This is a genomic window from Micromonospora humida (genome assembly GCF_016901255.1).
Classification (GTDB): domain Bacteria; phylum Actinomycetota; class Actinomycetes; order Mycobacteriales; family Micromonosporaceae; genus Micromonospora; species Micromonospora wenchangensis.
This window is the reverse complement of sequence record NZ_JAFEUC010000007.1, coordinates 215783-230812: the sequence shown is the minus strand read 5'-3', so window position 1 is coordinate 230812 and position 15030 is coordinate 215783. Positions and strand designations below refer to the sequence as shown.

19 protein-coding genes and 1 tRNA gene are annotated in these 15030 nt (G+C 73.8%); 6 read left to right on the top strand and 14 right to left on the bottom strand.

Annotated elements, in window-relative coordinates; translation table 11 throughout:
- Window positions 1-9 precede the first annotated feature (9 nt).
- From JQX11_RS16460 to JQX11_RS16450, 3 genes are read right to left on the bottom strand one after another with little or no spacing between them, the layout of a single operon-like run.
- A complete protein-coding gene (locus JQX11_RS16460; protein ID WP_204925823.1) occupies window positions 10-1137 on the bottom strand; it encodes a glycosyltransferase family 9 protein in 1128 nt (375 codons plus the stop codon).
- Window positions 1138-1144: 7 nt separating this feature from the next.
- Window positions 1145-1630 carry an Hsp20/alpha crystallin family protein gene (locus JQX11_RS16455; RefSeq protein WP_204925981.1) on the bottom strand — a complete coding sequence of 162 codons (486 nt, stop codon included), beginning with the start codon at window positions 1628-1630 and terminating at the stop codon, window positions 1145-1147.
- Between the two features lie 50 nt (window positions 1631-1680).
- Entirely contained in the window at window positions 1681-2187 is a 507-nt protein-coding gene (locus tag JQX11_RS16450; protein ID WP_204925822.1) for a DUF2231 domain-containing protein, read from the bottom strand.
- Between the two features lie 148 nt (window positions 2188-2335).
- On the opposite strand from JQX11_RS16450, the gene JQX11_RS16445 reads away from it, so the two are divergent.
- Entirely contained in the window at window positions 2336-2956 is a 621-nt protein-coding gene (locus JQX11_RS16445) for a pyridoxamine 5'-phosphate oxidase family protein (RefSeq protein WP_204925821.1), read from the top strand.
- Window positions 2957-2978: 22 nt separating this feature from the next.
- Here the strand turns inward: JQX11_RS16445 and JQX11_RS16440 are convergent, their stop codons facing one another.
- The 3 genes from JQX11_RS16440 to JQX11_RS16430 form a co-directional block, all read right to left on the bottom strand.
- Window positions 2979-3566: an HAD family hydrolase gene (locus JQX11_RS16440; RefSeq protein ID WP_307826212.1), complete on the bottom strand. Its 588-nt coding sequence runs from the start codon at window positions 3564-3566 to the stop codon at window positions 2979-2981.
- A 72-nt stretch (window positions 3567-3638) separates the two neighbouring features.
- Window positions 3639-3791: a hypothetical protein gene (locus tag JQX11_RS16435; RefSeq protein WP_204925820.1), complete on the bottom strand. Its 153-nt coding sequence runs from the start codon at window positions 3789-3791 to the stop codon at window positions 3639-3641.
- A 144-nt stretch (window positions 3792-3935) separates the two neighbouring features.
- A complete protein-coding gene (locus JQX11_RS16430; RefSeq protein WP_232377966.1) occupies window positions 3936-4598 on the bottom strand; it encodes a TetR/AcrR family transcriptional regulator in 663 nt (220 codons plus the stop codon).
- A 112-nt stretch (window positions 4599-4710) separates the two neighbouring features.
- Here JQX11_RS16430 and JQX11_RS16425 point away from each other — a divergent pair, with 112 nt between their 5' ends.
- The 3 genes from JQX11_RS16425 (at window position 4711) to JQX11_RS16415 (ending at window position 5989) form a co-directional block, all read left to right on the top strand.
- On the top strand, window positions 4711-5256 hold the full coding sequence (locus tag JQX11_RS16425; protein ID WP_204925819.1) for an SRPBCC family protein: 546 nt from the start codon (window positions 4711-4713) through the stop codon (window positions 5254-5256).
- Between the two features lie 51 nt (window positions 5257-5307).
- A complete protein-coding gene (locus JQX11_RS16420) occupies window positions 5308-5688 on the top strand; it encodes a hypothetical protein (protein WP_204925818.1) in 381 nt (126 codons plus the stop codon).
- 97 nt (window positions 5689-5785) lie between these two features.
- Window positions 5786-5989, top strand: coding sequence for a hypothetical protein (locus JQX11_RS16415; protein ID WP_204925817.1), 204 nt, complete (start codon window positions 5786-5788; stop codon window positions 5987-5989).
- 168 nt (window positions 5990-6157) lie between these two features.
- Here JQX11_RS16415 and JQX11_RS16410 read toward each other — a convergent pair.
- A tRNA-Thr gene (locus JQX11_RS16410) sits at window positions 6158-6231 on the bottom strand.
- 111 nt (window positions 6232-6342) lie between these two features.
- On the opposite strand from JQX11_RS16410, the gene JQX11_RS16405 reads away from it, so the two are divergent.
- On the top strand, window positions 6343-8124 hold the full coding sequence (locus JQX11_RS16405; protein ID WP_307826211.1) for a metallophosphoesterase family protein: 1782 nt from the start codon (window positions 6343-6345) through the stop codon (window positions 8122-8124).
- A 134-nt stretch (window positions 8125-8258) separates the two neighbouring features.
- On the opposite strand, the gene JQX11_RS16400 is transcribed toward JQX11_RS16405, so the two are convergent.
- Entirely contained in the window at window positions 8259-8738 is a 480-nt protein-coding gene (locus JQX11_RS16400; RefSeq protein WP_204925816.1) for a MarR family winged helix-turn-helix transcriptional regulator, read from the bottom strand.
- A gap of 60 nt (window positions 8739-8798) precedes the next feature.
- Between JQX11_RS16400 and JQX11_RS16395 the strand changes: the two genes are divergently transcribed.
- Window positions 8799-9167, top strand: coding sequence for a VOC family protein (locus JQX11_RS16395; RefSeq protein ID WP_204925815.1), 369 nt, complete (start codon window positions 8799-8801; stop codon window positions 9165-9167).
- Between the two features lie 31 nt (window positions 9168-9198).
- Here the strand turns inward: JQX11_RS16395 and JQX11_RS16390 are convergent, their stop codons facing one another.
- From JQX11_RS16390 to tmk, 6 genes are all read right to left on the bottom strand, one after another.
- A complete protein-coding gene (locus tag JQX11_RS16390) occupies window positions 9199-10059 on the bottom strand; it encodes a PSP1 domain-containing protein (RefSeq protein ID WP_204925814.1) in 861 nt (286 codons plus the stop codon).
- Between the two features lie 75 nt (window positions 10060-10134).
- Complete coding sequence (locus JQX11_RS16385; RefSeq protein ID WP_204925813.1) at window positions 10135-10791, bottom strand: hypothetical protein; 657 nt, start codon at window positions 10789-10791, stop codon at window positions 10135-10137.
- Entirely contained in the window at window positions 10791-11096 is a 306-nt protein-coding gene (locus tag JQX11_RS16380) for a hypothetical protein (protein ID WP_204925812.1), read from the bottom strand. Before JQX11_RS16380 ends, JQX11_RS16385 begins: the two co-directional genes overlap by 1 nt.
- Before the next feature lies 1 nt (window position 11097).
- Window positions 11098-11427, bottom strand: a complete 330-nt coding sequence (locus JQX11_RS16375; protein ID WP_088643476.1) for a YbaB/EbfC family nucleoid-associated protein — start codon at window positions 11425-11427, stop codon at window positions 11098-11100.
- Window positions 11428-11535: 108 nt separating this feature from the next.
- Entirely contained in the window at window positions 11536-12828 is a 1293-nt protein-coding gene (locus tag JQX11_RS16370) for a DNA polymerase III subunit delta' (protein WP_204925811.1), read from the bottom strand.
- Complete coding sequence (tmk, locus tag JQX11_RS16365) at window positions 12828-14939, bottom strand: dTMP kinase (protein WP_372444600.1); 2112 nt, start codon at window positions 14937-14939, stop codon at window positions 12828-12830. Before tmk ends, JQX11_RS16370 begins: the two co-directional genes overlap by 1 nt.
- Window positions 14940-15030: the final 91 nt, after the last annotated feature.

The window sequence follows — 15030 nt, the reverse complement described above, 5'->3', positions numbered from 1 at the left end:
CCGGGACTGTCAGCCGGCGGCGCTGCCCGGTTCGGGGCGGAGCAGGTCGGCGGCGGCTTCCAGCACCTCGGCCACCGGCACGTCGGCGACGAACGAGTCCCGGTGCGGGCAGTTGCCGTCGCCGGGCCGGTGCGGATAGATCCCCGGCGTGCAGTCGACCCCGCAGACCGGGCAGCGCGTCGTCCAGGCGGCGATCGGGCGGTGCCGGGCGCGCAGCGGCGTCGCCCCGTTGATCATGTTGCCGACCCAGTAGACGCCCACCGTCGGGGCCCCCACCGCGCCGGCCAGGTGCAGCGGGCCGGTGTCGTTGGAGACCACCAGCCCGCATTCGGCGTACGCGGCGGCCAACCCGCCGAGGCTGAGCGTGCCGACCTGGGGACGGACCGGCACCCCGGCCGCCGCGACCACCTCGTCGACCACCGCCCGCTCGGTGGGGGTGCCGGTGACCAGCACCTCGTACCCGTCGTCGTGCAGCACCCGGGCCACCTCGGCGAACCGCCGTGCCGGCCAGCGCCGCCGGGTGTCGCTCGCCCCCGGGTGCAGCGCCACCCGGGGCCGGTCCGGCTCGCCCAGCACCGCCAGCGCCTGCGCCCGGTCCGCGTCGGTCACCGTGAGCGTCGGTACGACGGTGACCGCGTCCGCCCCGACCAGGCCCACCACCTCCAGGTAGCGGGTCACCTCGGGCTGGTAGTAGACGTAGCGCAGCCAGCGGTCCAGCGGTGGGGCGTCCTCGGCGCGCAACCCGGCGGTGACCCGGGCCCCCAACCGGCTCATGATCGGGTTGGAGTTGGCCCCGCCGCCGTGCACCTGCAACGCCAGGTCGTAGCCCTCCCGGGCGGCGTCGGCCAGGAAGTCGTCGAGCGATCCGGGCGGTTCGTCGGGGCCGGGCTCGCGGATGCCGGGGGCCGGCGGGACGACCAGCACCCGGTCGACCGGGCCGGGCCGGTCCCGCCAGAACGCCGCGTGCCACGGCGCGCCGAACAGCACGATCTCCGCCGCCGGGTACGCGGCCCGCAGCGAGTCCAGGGCGGGCAGCAGGAAGATGAGGTCGCCGAGCGCGTTGGCCCGCAGCACGGCGATCCGGGTCACGTCGGGCACCCGCTCCCCCAGCGGGCCACCCAGGGCGGGGCTGGCCACCGGGGGCCTACGGCCGGTCGAGGGGGTCGACGGCGGTGTCCGGGTGGTGCAGTTCCCGGTCCGCCGCCGGGTCCACGCCGGTGGGCGTACCGCTGCGGGTGGGACCGGGCGGGTAGCCGGCACGGCCGACGGTGATGGTGCGCGGCGCGGGCCGGGCCGCCCGGGGCAGGTGGACCCGGAGCAGGCCGTGGTCCATCACCGCGTCGATGGCGTCGGGGTCGACCCGGGACGGCAGGTCCACCCGGTATTCGAAGCCCCGGGTCTCGAACCCGCCGGGGATGCCCTGGTCGGCGTTGACCTCGGCCTCGGACCGGGCCCGGACGCAGAGTTCCCGGTCGTCGAGTTCGACGGCGACCTCCTCCGGCGCCACCCCGGGCAGCCGGACGACCACCTGCCAGCCGTCGGCGACCTCGGTCAGCTCGACGTCGGGCGATGCACCCCGGCCGCCGACCAGCCGGCTCAGCTCGGCGCGCAACGCCTGGAGCTCGCCCATCGGGTCCCAGCCCTGCTGGCGGCCACGCCAGCCCCGGCCCGGCTGCTCGCTCACCGCACCTCCCCCACCGGTCGGCCGGTCGCGGCGGGCCGCAGCGAGCTGGGAGCGTCCAGGCCGGCGTCGGAGTCGACACCCACCCCCAACCGGTCGACCAGTTCCCCGCCGAGCCAGGCGCTGACGCCGAGGATGGCCAGGCCGACCACCTCGATGGCGATCAGCGCGCCGCCGGCCGCCCGGGATTCGGCGTTCAACCGGACCGCCCAGACGGCGGCGAAGAGCAGGATCACCGCGACGTTCGCCGCCGCGTGGGTGAGCGCCACCCGCTTGGCCCGGGTGCCGGCCGGGATGGCCAGCAGGTCGAACGTTCCGGCCGCCGCGGCCAGCAGGCCACCGACCAGGCCGACGGTGATGTTCCAGTACGCCACCTCGGCGAGGAAGTCGGGCCCGCCGACCGTGTCCACGATGTCGAAGAGGGTGCCGGTGACCAGCAGCGCCACCGGGAACATCACCAGCATCGGGTGCACCGGGTGCCCGAGCACCTTCAGTCGGCTCTCCATGGCGGCCCTTCCACTGCGTCGTCGCGGGTGGGCGGAGCCGGTACCCGCCCGTCCGGGGCGGCCCCGCTCGCCACGCCCGCCTAGGCTGACGTACGGCGGCCGGTGTGCCACCGCCCGCCACCGGGACCAACGGACGGGGGAGGCGGACGTGACGGCAGAGATCACCTCGCACGAGGAGTTACGCGCGCTGCTGGGGGCACCGATGCCCCGCGCGGCGGCCAAGGAACGCACCGTGCTGCACGAACGGGACCGGCAGTGGCTGGCCGCCTCGCCGTTCTGCCTGGTCGCCACCGCCGGCGCGGACGGCAGCTGCGACGTCTCCCCGAAGGGCGACCCGGCCGGCTTCGCGCTGGTGCTCGACGACCGGACGATCGCCGTTCCGGAGCGGCCGGGCAACCGGCGGGCCGACGGCTACCGCAACATCCTCGACAACCCGCACGTCGGGCTGATCTTCCTGATCCCCGGTCGGACGGACACCCTGCGGATCAACGGCCGGGCGAAGCTGGTGCGCGACGCGCCCTACTTCGACGACATGCTGGTCAAGGGGCACCGGCCGGTGCTCGCCGTCGAGGTGGCCGTCGAGCAGATCTTCTACCACTGCGGGAAGGCGTTCATGCGCTCCGCGCTGTGGCAGCCGGAAACCTGGCAGCCGGATGCGCTGCCGTCGCGGGCCCGGCTGGCCAAGGAGGTGGAGACGCTGACCGAGAGCCTGGCCGACCTGGAGCACTACTACGGCCCGACGTACGCGGAGAAGCTCTACCGGGGGTGACGGCCGCCGGCCCGGTGGGGATTCAGCGTTGCCAGGGCGGCGGGACCCGGACCGAGGCCATGCCCGCCGCCGTCGCCGCCGCGACCCCCAGGTCGGTGTCCTCGAACACCAGGCACTGCTCCGGCGGTACGTCGAGCAGCCGCGCCGCCATCAGGTAGCACTCCGGGTCCGGCTTGGCCCGCGCGTAGTCCTCCGCGCAGACCAGCACGTCGAACCGGTCGAGCAGGCCGAGCGCGGTCAGCGAGGCGGTCACCGACTCCCGGGTGCTGCCGGACACCACCGCGAACGGCACCTGCCGGTGTGCCCGTTCGATGTGCGCCAGCACGCCCGGCACGGCGGTGAGCTGCGGCAGGAAGCTCTGGTAGGCGTCCTCCCGGCGACGGGCCACCACGTCGACAGGCATCGCCAGCCCGTGCCGCGCGTTGAGGTCGACGACGATGTCGGCCACCGGCCGGCCGCCCCAGGCGTAGAACAGGTCCTCCGGCAGGTCGCAGCCCCACTCGTCGAGCGCCGCCCGCCAGGCCAGGTGGTGCACCGGCATGGAGTCGACGATGGTGCCGTCGCAGTCGAACAGGTAGGCCCGGAAGTCGCCGGGCGGCAGGGGCAGCACGGGCCCAGGATAGCCACGGCGGGACCTGCCCCTTCGCCCGCGCCGGCTCCCGTCGGGCGGCGTGGTGGCCGGTCAGCGGTCCGGGTCGGTGCGGGTCATGTCACGAAGCGCGTCCTGCGGGGCGGCGCGGCGCAGGTAGTCGCGGCGCATCCGGCGACGCTCACGCCGGCACCGGCCGCACGCCCAGGGCAGCGGCCACCACCGGCCACAGAAGGCACATCTCATCGAGGGGTCCCATCCTCGTATGCGTACGGTAGCCGACTGCTGACCTTAGCCGTACCGGACAACGGGCATCGACCGGTGGCGTTGCGGTGTTGGTGCCGCGTCCCGGCGGCCAACGGCGGTGGTGGCTTGCCCCGTCCCCGGTGCTCAGCGGCCGAGGAGGTCGTCGATCTCGTCGTCGAACAGCAGTGCCGGGTCGAACCCCATGCCGGCGAAGTGGCCGGCGAGTTCGAGCGACAGGACGCCGTGCACCCGCGTCCAGAAGGCCAGCGCCTGCCGCAGCGTCGCGGCCGGTACGGTCGGGTCCGCGATCCAGCCGCGATGGCCGTCGAGGTGGGCCTCGATCCGTCGCCCCGAGGGCGGGACGTCGCGGCTGCGGTAGGCGTCGACGACGGTCGCCATGATCTCGGCCGAGATCGCGGTGGTGTCGTCGGGGGCGTGGTAGCCGGGTACGGGCGTACCCCAGATCAGCAGGTAGCGCTGCGGATCGTCGAGGGCCCAGGCACGCACGGCACGGGCAAGCCCGGCGACGTCCGCCCCGGCGTCGGCAGCGGCCCGGAGCGTGTCGGCGAGGCTGCGGTACGCGTCGCGGATCAGAGCGGTGATCAGCTCGTCCCGGCTGGCGAAGTACCGGTAGAGCGCCGGGCCGCTCATGCCCAGGTGCTCGGCGATCGCCTTGAGCGACAGCGCCGACACCCCGGTCGTGGCGAGCTGTTCCCAGGCCCGCTGCTTGATCTCCGCCCGCACCTGGGCGCGGTACCGCTCGCGCGGACCGGTCACGTCGGCACCCATGGACCACCCCTCTCCCATCACTCTCACGTTAGTTACAGGCTATCACCATGACTATTGACCGAAGCTTGTGTTGGTTATAGCCTGTAACCAAAGCGATATTGCATCGCAGAAGTGAGAGAGGTGGAGACAGATGGCATCGACCACGAACCAGCCGGTGATCGCCTGCGACGGGCAGGGTGTCGACCCGGCGGCCCGGATCCGCTACCGCGCCGAGACGCTGATCGACGCGTCGCTGCACACCGTCTGGCAGCTCCAGACCGACGTCGGGAACTGGCCCTCCTGGCAGGCGCCGGTCACCACCGTCACCCGCCTCGACGACGGCGAACTGCGCGCGGGGTCGGCGTTCCGGTGGACCACGCCCGTCCCCGAGACCCCGATGACCCCGGCCACGACCCTGACCATCACCTCGACCGTCGCGCACCTGACGCCCTACCGGTGCCTCCGCTGGGCCGGCCCGGGAGTCGGCGACGGCCTGCACATCGACAACGGCGTCCACGTCTGGACCTTCACCGAGGTCACCGGCGGGGTGCTGGTCCGCACCGAGGAGACCTGGACCGGAGCCCAAGTCGAGGCCGACGTGGCGACCTCCACCACCTACCTCGGCTACGGGTTGGATGCCTGGCTGGCCGACCTCAGGGCCGCCGCCGAACGCGCCGACCGGGCCGTCCGACCCTGAACCCCGGTGGGACCACCCGCCGCCCGCCCCTCGTACCGGAAGGAACCCGCCATGCCCCCCGCACCGACGACGGTCAGCCCCCCGGGCATGCTGACCCGCTCACGCCCCCTCGTCATCAGCGCCTGGGCGACCGCCGCTCTCGTCGCCGTCCAGTTCTCCATGGTGGCCGTCATCCCGGTGGCGATCACGCTGGTCACCGTGTTCCGCCACGATGCCCTGCGCCCGCTGCGGTGGTGGGCCGGCGCGCTCGGCGCGGCCTACGGGACGGGACCGGCGCTCTGGGCGATCGGCCCGGACCGCGCCCCCAGCCTGTCGAAGAACCTCCACCCGGCGCACGAGGTCGTCATCGTCGTCCTCGGCATCGCCCTCACAGTCGCCTACCACGCGCTACGCGGACGCCGCAGCACCCGCGAACCTGGCTACCCGGCGTGACGGGCAGGATCGTTGCAGGCGCTCAGAGTTCGGGGATGGTTCCGCTGTGCGACGGTGGACCCGACACCCGCGCACCGCCGCTACCTAGACTGGCCGCATGAGGCAGGCGCTGAAGGATCTGACCTACTCCGAGCACTCCGAGTGGTTCGGCTTGGGCCCGCTGGCGTTCGCCGTCCTGGCGGGCATCCGCGCCATGATGGCCGACGAGCCCTTCGCCCGCTGGGCATGGATCACCATCGCCGTCCTCATGCTGATCCTCTGCGCCGTCTACGTCATCTGGACGAAGAAGAAGCGCTCCTGAGACCTGCGTGGAGGGCAGCCACAACCGTGGCCGGTCTGCGCTCATGGACGGCAACCTCGCGGCCTGCCGCAACGGGACGGAGCGCCGGGCAAGCTGATCTCAGCGGCAACGCGAAAAGGCCCCGCGACCTTGGCATTTAGCCTGGTCACGGGGCCTTTCGGTTACCCGAGCCGCCTGACGGAATCGAACCGTCGACCTACGCATTACGAGTGCGTCGCTCTAGCCGACTGAGCTAAGGCGGCAACGACCGCCAAGTGTACGGTACGACCCCCGGCGTGACCGAGGGGGTTCCCCGCCGGAGGACCCGGACATCAAGGGACATCCGTGTCGGGCGGGACGGCTAGGCTGCCCGGGTGAGCGACGACCCCGCCACCCCCGAGCGCCCCGCCACCTCCGGACGTCCCGCCGACCCGGTCGGCCCCGGATCGGACCCGGACGCCGAGCACGCCCCCGGCGAGCGGGCCGTCCGCAGGCCACGCGGCACCGATCCGGTGGAACTGGGTTTCACGCCCCGCAAACCGGTCCCCTGGCTGGCGCCGTTCCTGCTGATCAGCACCGGCATCCGCACCCTGCTGGCGATGCTGTTCGGGGCGTACCTGGACAAGCGGGAGCTGCAGAACGCGCTCGACGCCAGGATCGGCACGCAGGTCGGCCCGGACGGGGGCCTCTGGCTCGACTACGTGGCCGACCTGGGCGACGGCTTCGACGCCACGTACTCGGTGGCGTACCTGCTGGCCCAGCCGGAGCTGACCGTGGACGGGCACCGGCTGCCCCGGGCACAGACCCTGGTGATGGGCGGCGACCAGGTCTACCCCTCGGCGGCCTACGAGGCGTACGAGGACCGGTGCAAGGGGCCGTACCAGGCGGCGCTGCCGGTGGCCCCGCCGCAGCGGCCGATGCTGTTCGCCGTGCCCGGCAACCACGACTGGTACGACGGACTGACCGCGTTCCTGCGGCTGTTCGTCCGCTCCCGGGACCGCAACTTCGGCGGCTGGGGCACGGGCCAGTCCCGGTCGTACTTCGCGGTCGAACTGCCGGCCGGATGGTGGCTGCTCGGCCTGGACGACCAGTCGGGGTCCTACCTGGACGATCCGCAGTTGTCGTACTTCGACGAGGTGGCCCGCCGGCTCGGCCCGGAATCCCGGGTGATCCTGGCGGTGCCGGCGCCGACCTGGGTGAAGTCCGTCGACCATCCCACCGCGTACGACTCGATCGACTACTTCGTCCGGACGATCATCGCGCCCACGGGCGCGCACGTGCGGCTGCTGGTCTCCGGCGACCTGCACCACTACGCCCGGTACGCCGGCCCGGAACGGCAGTTGATCACCTGTGGCGGGGGTGGCGCGTACCTGTATCCGACGCACACCCTGCCCGAGCGGATCGAGGTGCCACCGAAGGACACCCTGTCCCGCCGCGCCAGCCGCACCCGGGCGTACGACCTGGTGGCCCGGTTCCCGGACGCGGCCCGCTCCCGCCGTTACGGCTGGGGGATCTTCCACCGGCTGCCCCGGCGCAACCCGGGTTTCGGGACCCTGCTCGGCACCCTGCACACGCTGCTGATGCTCGCCATGGCCGGGGTCGCGGCCAACCGGACCGGCACCGAGCAGCGACTGTTCAGCGTCCCGCTGGTGATCATGTTGGGGGTGACGCTGCTCGGCGCGGCGTTCTTCGCCCAGCCGCCCAGCGCCGGCGGGAAACGGCACGTCCGGCACTGGCTGCTCGGTATCGGTCACGGCCTGGCGCACGTGGCACTCGCGGTCGCCGGCACCTGGGTGTGGCTGCACCTGCCGTTCTACCACTGGCCGTGGCCGCTGCCGGCGGTCGCCGCCGCAGTGGTCTACGGCCCGGTGATCGGCCTGGTCGCCACCCAACTGGTGGCCGCATATCTGCTGGTGGCGGGTGCCTTCGGGGTCAACGTCAACGAACTGTTCGCCGGGCAGGGCATCGAGGATTCGAAGTCGTTCCTGCGGATGCGCATCGACCCGGACGGCACGCTTACCGTCTATCCGATCGCCGTCGACCGGGTCTGCCACGACTGGCAGCTCAACCCCGACCAGTCCCCCACGGCCTCCTGGCTGGCCCCCCGCACCCCGCTGACCCCCCGCCTCGCCGAACCCCCGGTAACCCTCACCTGACTTCCCGTCCACCCCCGGCACGGGCCCCGCCGCGCCGCCCGCGCCACCACCCGCCGCCCGTTGCCCGTTGCCCGTCGAAGTTGACCAAGAAGTTTGCGTCACCCACCGTGCCCACACTGACGCAAACCTCTTAATCAACCCCGGTCATCGGCGGGGGGCGGCGGCGCGGGCGGGGAGGTCAGGGAGTGGATCATCGATTTGAGGGCGTGGAAGGCGGCTGAGCGCTCGGGGCCGGTCATGCCGGAGAGCATTCTGACCTCGACGGAACGGACCGCCGCGCTCGCCCGCTCCAGGCTGCGTCGACCGCTCGGCGTGAGTCGCGTGGGCAGCGCCTTGCCGACGGGTGCCGCCGCCGGCCTCACCACGTAGCCCTCCCGTTCCAGATTCTGGAGCAGTACGTTCATCGTCTGCCGGGTCACGAACGCGCCCCGCGCGAGTTCGGAGTTCGACATGCCCGGCCGCTGCGCCAGCAGTTCGAGGCAGGCGTAGTGCGTCACGCCCATCCCGAGTGGTCGCAGCACCTCCTCCATGGCCGCCCGCAGGGCGCTCGACGCCTCCTTCAGCAGGTAGCCCAGGGACGTCTCCAGGTCGATGCCGGCATCAGCTTGACTCATGTCAGCATTCTGACATAGCTTGTGCATGTCAGGAACCTGACACGACTTAAGGAGCATCGCATGCCCGTCACCGGCCCCGACTTCATCTCGTTCCAGGCGCGCGACCTCGCCGCCTCGCAGGCGTTCTACGAGCGCTACCTCGGCCTCGTCCGCTCGCCGGCCGGGCCGCCGCACGCCGTCGTCTTCGCCACCACACCGATCGCGTTCGCCCTGCGCGACGTCGTCCCCGGCACCGATCTCGCCTCCGCCGCCCGGCCCGGCATCGGTGCCGCGATCTGGCTCCACTCCACGGACGTACAGGCCATCCACGACGCGCTCGTCACCGACGGGCACACCATCGTCTCCGCACCGGTCGACGGGCCCTTCGGCCGGACGTTCACCTTCGCCGACCCCGACGGCTACCAGGTCACCCTGCACGACCGCGCCTGACGGGCCGTGCCCGACACCCGTGAACCGTCGATCAGCGCGCGGCCCCTCCGGGGCCGGCCGGGTCACGGCTCTCGTAGGCGCTCCGGGAGCCACAGACGTCCGCGCGGGAGCACATGGAGCGCGAGCCGTCAGCGTCCAGGCGGACGGTCACCGCATCCCTCGGGACGCTGTGGCCGACCACCCGGCCGTCCCCCTCGGGCGTGCTGACCCGGCTGCCGATCGCCGGGGCGGACTCGGTAAACGTGGTGTACAGCGGGTGCTCGTACTTCAGGCAGCACATCAGCCGGCCGCAGGCGCCCGAGATCCGCAGCGGGTTCAGCGGGAGGTCCTGGTCCTTGGCCATCCGGATGGTGACCGGCTCGAAGTCGTTGAGGAAGGTGGCGCAGCACAGGTCCCGGCCGCAGGAACCGATGCCACCCTGCACCCGGGCCGAATCACGGGCGGAGAGCTGCCGCAGCTCCACCCGGCAGTGCAGGGTCGCACCCAGGTCCCGGACCAGCGAGCGGAAGTCCACCCGGTGCGGGGCGGTGAAGTAGACGGTCGTCCGGTCCCCGGCCCCCTCGGCGGCGGCGAGGACGTGATCCACCGCGACCACCTTCATCGGCAGGCCGTGCTCCCGGATCAGCCGCTTCGCCGCCACCTTCGCCTCGGCCTTACGCCGCCGCAGCAGCTCGTCGCGGCGCAGGTCGTCGTCGCCGGCCAACCCGGCAAGCTTCGGGAAGCCGTCGGTCTCCTCGGAGACCCACTGCGCCGCCCAGACGCACTCCGCCACCTCGGGACCGTCGTCGGTGGGGACGAGCACCCGGTCACCGACCTGCGGGCTGAACTCCCCCGGGTCGAGGTAGTAGAGCCGCCCGTACCGGTTGAAGCTGACCGCGCAGAGCATGCCCATGCGTTCAGCCTACGACGGATCGACGGAACCGGTCCGGGTGCGACGGGCGGGCCCCCCGCCGGGTCGGTCGGCCCATCAGCCGATCCGCACCGGGCCGCCGTGGTACGACGGCCCCCCGGTCGGCCGCCAGGTCGACTCGGCGAGGCTGGGCGACCACTGGCGCAACAACGTCTCCGCCCCGTCGTAGGCCACCCCGAGCACCGCGAGCACCCGGGTGGCGATCTCGGCCGCCGCAGCCGCCCCGGCGGGCCCGGCACCCGCCCCGGCGGCCACCCGGACCCGGACCGCCTCGGTGGAGCCGAGCACCTCGGCCAGCACCCGGGCCACCGCCAACCGGCTGCCCTCCACCCAGTCGGCGAGCGCGTCGGCGTAACCGGCGGTGGACTCCAGCCGGCCCACCAGGCTCTCCGGGCCCTCGTCCAGATGGCGCAGCAGGGCGGTACGGGCCTCGTCGTAGGACGCCCCGGCCGGGCCCGACCAGATGCCCGGATCGGTGAGGGCGGCGCACGCGTCGTCGTACCCCCGCACGAGACGGCGCACGGCGTGGCCGGCGGTCGCCAGCGGCGCGGGATGCAGGTCGAGGAACGCGCGCAGGGCCTCCCCCGGCAGCAGCTGCATCCGGCGCAGCAGCGGCCAGACCGGGTGCGCCTCGGGCGCGCCGGCGGCGAGCAGCGTGTCGACCCGGGCGAGCAGGTCCAGGCCGGGCTCGGCGAGCCGGTCCAGCGGGTCCATCACGCCTCCCCGGCCAGCCGGCGGCGGGCGGCCTCGTCGCTGGACGTGTAGCGGTCGGCGGCGCTGCGGACGGCCGACGCGGCGGCGGCCAGCCGGGCGGCGGCGGCACCCGCCTCGCGGGCCCGGCCGTCGGTGGCGGTCGTCCACTGCCGGTGCAGGGCCCGGCCGACCTCGCCGGGACGGCCGGCAGCGTGCGCGCCGAACGCCGGGTGTGGCGGGTCGGTGGCGGTGACCGTCCGGGACAGCGCGGCGAGGGTGGCGCTCGCCTCGTCGAGGCGGTCGGCGAGGGTACGCAGGGCGTCCATCTCACGCCCCCGCGAGCGGACGGTAGGCGGTGAACGTCTCGTTGTGCAGCTTCTCCCGGGCCCACTGGGCGGCGTCGGCGGCGGCCGTGACGGCGGCCTGCACCGAGCCGGCCACGTCCCGGGGGTGGCGGTTGTGCAGCGGCCCGAGGAAGCGCACGTCGGTGATCCGCCCACCGGCGGTCACCACCACCTCGACCAGCCCGTCGGGCGAGCGGACGGTCACCTCGACGGTCTCCACCGCCCGGTCGAACTCGGCCTGGAGGGACTCGATCCGGCGGTACCGCCGCACCGCCTCCTCGATCCACGCCTCGTCGATCTCGCCGCGCGGCATCCGATCTCCCCCCAGGTCGACCTCACCCTGCGTGCCACCACGATCACCGCGGCCCACCGGGACCGTACCGCACCCCGTCAACACGTGTCGATGGGCGGGAACCGGGGGTCAGCCGCGCCAGAGCGAGAGCATCATCGCCTCCACGGCGATGCGGGGTTTGACGTTCGCCTCGATCGCGGCCCGGCACTCCAGGACCGCCTCCAGCCGGCGCAGCGCACCCTCCGGGGCCCACTTCTGCCCGCCCGCCTCGGCCAGCGCGGCGGTGTCGGTGTGCACCGGGGCGACCGGCGCGCGCAGCGCCGAGGTGAGCGCGTCCCGGTAGAAGCCGGCCAGGTCCACCAGGGCCCGGTCCAGGGCGTCCCGCTGGGCCCGGGTGGCCCGCGACTTCTGCCGTTTCTCCAGGTCCTTGAGCTGGCCGGCGGAGCCGCGCGTCGCGCCCGCCGCGCCCCGGCCGGTGCCGCCCGCGCCCAGCGCGGTCTGCAACGCGGCCCGCTCGGTCGCGTCGGACTCCGCCACCGAGGCCGCCGCCTCGGCCTCGGCCGCCTCGATCAGCGCCGACGCCGCGTCCAGCGCGGTGCCCACCCCGGTCAGCCGGCGCGGCACCGCCAGCACCGCGTCCCGGCGCTGACGCGCCTCGGGGTCGCGGGCCAGCCGCCGGGCCCGCCCCACGTGCCCCTGCGCGGCGGCGGCCACCCACTGCGCCACGTCGGGCGCGATGCCGTCCCGCCGGACCAGCACCTCGGCGACCGCCGCCGCCGAGGGCTGCCGCAGCGGTACGACCCGACACCGCGACCGGATCGTCACCGACACGTCCTCCGGGTGGGTGGACGGGGCGCAGAGCAGGAAGACCGTCCGCGGTGGCGGCTCCTCGACCGCCTTGAGCAGCGCGTTGCCGGCCGCCTCGGTGAGCCGGTCGGCGTCCTCGATGATCACCACCTGCCAGCGTCCGCCGGACGGGGTGCTCGCCGCCCGCAGCACCAGGGCGCGCATCTCGCCGACGCCGATGGAGAGCCCCTCGGGGGCCACCAGCCGGACATCGGCGTGCGTGCCGGTGAGCGTGGTGTGGCAGCCGGGGCAGGTGCCGCAGCCGGTGCCGTGCACGCACTGGAGGGCGGCGGCGAAGGCGCGGGCGGCCACCGAACGGCCGGAACCGGGCGGGCCGGTGAAGATCCAGGCGTGGGTCATCCCGGCCCCCGGGTCGACGGCCGTGGCGGCCGACCCGGCGGCGGCATCCTCGTCGGCCTCGGCCAGGGCGGCCAGGTCGTCGTCCGGGTCGTCGGCGGTGGCGGAGGGTACCGGGAGGTGGGCGGCGCGCAGCACGGCGGCGGCCGACGCGGCGGCCCGGCGCAGGGTGTCGACCGCGTCGTCCTGGCCGACCAGCTCGGCGAAGACGTCCGGCATCAGGTCCGGTGCTCCATCCCCACCAGCTCCGTGTCGGATAACTCGGGCTGGACCGAGGTGTCCGGCCCGTGCGCGGGGCGCGGGTGCACGATGCCGGCCGGGTCCACCAGGAACTCCTGCACCCGGCGGCCGACCTGGCCGGCGATCTCGTCGACCGGGCGGGCCGCGTCGAGCACCAGGTAACGCTTCGGGTCGTTGGCGGCGAGGTCGAGGAAGGCGTAGCGGACCCGCTCGTGGAAGGCCACGGACTCGGCCTCCAGCCGGTCGGCCCCCTGGTTGCGGGCGGCGGCCCGGGACAGGCCGGTGCGCGGATCGACGTCGAGCAGCACCACCAGGTCGGGCTTGAGCCCGCCGGTGGCCCAGGAGGAGAGCCAGGAGACCTCGTCGACCGGCAGCGTACGACCCGCGCCCTGGTAGGCCAGGGACGAGTCGACGTACCTGTCGCTGATCACCACCGCGCCCCGGATCAGGGCGGGGCGGACCACGGTGGCGACGTGGTGGGCCCGGTCGGCGGCGTACAGCAGCGCCTCGGCGCGCGGGGAGGGGGCGTCCGCGCCGGAATCCTCAAGCACCAGGGCCCGGATCCGCTCACCCACGGCCGTGGCACCCGGCTCCCGGGTCACCACGACGTCCCGGCCCTGCTCGCGCAGGCGGGCGGCGAGCTGCTCCAACTGGGTGGACTTGCCGGCCCCCTCACCGCCCTCGAAGACCACGAAGAGGCCGTTGGAGACGAACGGCTCGGCCGGCATCAGCGGCCGACCGCGCATCGAGCCCCACAGGTCGGCCAGGACCGGCACGCCCTTCTTGTCGTCCATCTGCCCGAACGCGCTGATCCCGGCGAAGATGCCGGCCAGGCCGGCGGCGAGCAGCAGCAGCCGGGTGGAGGAGACCGAGATGCCGAGGTCGGCGATGGTGAGCTGACGCGAGCCGCCGACCCCGACCAGCAGGCTGCTCAGTGCGATCGCCAGGATCAGCACCAGCCGGGTGCCGATCTGCACCACGGCGAAGACCCGGCCGCGTACCTCGTCGGCGACCTCGCCGCCGAGCAGCGTGGTGCCGGCGAGGAAGGCCATGCCGGCGCCCGCGCCGACCATGATCGCACCGAGGATGGCCATCGACAGGTGGATGGCGAAGGCCAGCACCAGCACGGACGCGCTGGCCAGCACGATGCTCATACCGAACCAGCGGCGGCGGGACATGTCCCGCACGATCATCGGGCCGAGCCCGATGCCGACCGCCAGGCCGATGAAGATCGCGCCGAACAGCATGTAGAACGCGGCGTCGCCGGCACCGAGCGAGGCGGCGAAGAACTTGGCGGTGCCGATCACGATGCCGCCACCGGCGAACGCGCCGAAGATGCCGAGCACCAGGCCCCGGACCAGCGGGGTCTGGCCGATGAACTTCCAGCCCTCGGTGAACTGGCTGAACATGCCCTGCTCGGCGCGCTCACCCCGTTCCCGGGCCTGGGCCTGGCTGATCTCCTTGATGCCGAAGGCCACCACCAGCGCCGTGGCGAGCCGGGAGAAGGCGTTGAACCAGAGGGCGAGCTGGGCGGGCTCGGCCCAGCTCGGCATCTCGCCGCCGGTGACCCCGCGCACGCTGCGGTCCAGCACCGCCAGGGCGATCGCGGCGGCGACCGGGGTCAGGCCGTACGTGGTGATCAGGGTGAGCTGGTTGGCGGTCTCCAGCCGGGCGCGCGGGATGAGGTTGGGGACCGCGGCCTCCTTGGCCGGGATCCAGAGCAGGGTGATCGACTCGATCAGGAAGGTGGCGATCGCCGCCCAGGTGACCACCACGCCGCCCCGGACGCCGAGCAGCGCGACCAGCGGGATCGAGGCGAACAGCAGGAAGCGCAGCAGGTCGCAGATGACCATCGTCCAGCGCCTGTCGAACCGGTCGGCGAGCACACCGGCCACCGGCCCCAGCACCAGCGCCGGGAGCAGCCGGATGGCGATCACGCCACCGAACACCGCCCCCTGGGCGGTGCTGCCGGAGACCTGCGCGGCGGCGAAGACGGAGGTGGCGAGCAGGCCGAGCCAGTCACCGAAGGAGGCTGCGCCGAGGACGATCCAGAGCCGCCGGAACGGCCGGATGCGCAGCACGGACCGGATCGCCGCCGCTCCGGACCGGTCGGTCTGGGCGGCGGCTCCGGCGGGCCCGGACGACGACGCGCCGGACGACTCGCCGTTCTGCTGGCTTTCG

What these genes read in the sequence shown, in the direction of transcription:
- JQX11_RS16455 (WP_204925981.1), bottom strand. Translation starts at nt 1,630, where the DNA reads ATGGGCGAGCTCCAGGCGTTGCGCGCCGAGCTGAGCCGGCTGGTCGGC.
- JQX11_RS16450 (WP_204925822.1), bottom strand. Translation starts at nt 2,187, where the DNA reads ATGGAGAGCCGACTGAAGGTGCTCGGGCACCCGGTGCACCCGATGCTG.
- JQX11_RS16435 (WP_204925820.1), bottom strand. Translation starts at nt 3,791, where the DNA reads ATGAGATGTGCCTTCTGTGGCCGGTGGTGGCCGCTGCCCTGGGCGTGC.
- JQX11_RS16430 (WP_232377966.1), bottom strand. Translation starts at nt 4,598, where the DNA reads ATGGGAGAGGGGTGGTCCATGGGTGCCGACGTGACCGGTCCGCGCGAG.
- JQX11_RS16425 (WP_204925819.1), top strand. Translation starts at nt 4,711, where the DNA reads ATGGCATCGACCACGAACCAGCCGGTGATCGCCTGCGACGGGCAGGGT.
- JQX11_RS16420 (WP_204925818.1), top strand. Translation starts at nt 5,308, where the DNA reads ATGCCCCCCGCACCGACGACGGTCAGCCCCCCGGGCATGCTGACCCGC.
- JQX11_RS16415 (WP_204925817.1), top strand. Translation starts at nt 5,786, where the DNA reads ATGAGGCAGGCGCTGAAGGATCTGACCTACTCCGAGCACTCCGAGTGG.
- JQX11_RS16400 (WP_204925816.1), bottom strand. Translation starts at nt 8,738, where the DNA reads ATGAGTCAAGCTGATGCCGGCATCGACCTGGAGACGTCCCTGGGCTAC.
- JQX11_RS16395 (WP_204925815.1), top strand. Translation starts at nt 8,799, where the DNA reads ATGCCCGTCACCGGCCCCGACTTCATCTCGTTCCAGGCGCGCGACCTC.
- JQX11_RS16390 (WP_204925814.1), bottom strand. Translation starts at nt 10,059, where the DNA reads ATGGGCATGCTCTGCGCGGTCAGCTTCAACCGGTACGGGCGGCTCTAC.
- JQX11_RS16385 (WP_204925813.1), bottom strand. Translation starts at nt 10,791, where the DNA reads ATGGACCCGCTGGACCGGCTCGCCGAGCCCGGCCTGGACCTGCTCGCC.
- JQX11_RS16380 (WP_204925812.1), bottom strand. Translation starts at nt 11,096, where the DNA reads ATGGACGCCCTGCGTACCCTCGCCGACCGCCTCGACGAGGCGAGCGCC.
- JQX11_RS16375 (WP_088643476.1), bottom strand. Translation starts at nt 11,427, where the DNA reads ATGCCGCGCGGCGAGATCGACGAGGCGTGGATCGAGGAGGCGGTGCGG.
- JQX11_RS16370 (WP_204925811.1), bottom strand. Translation starts at nt 12,828, where the DNA reads ATGCCGGACGTCTTCGCCGAGCTGGTCGGCCAGGACGACGCGGTCGAC.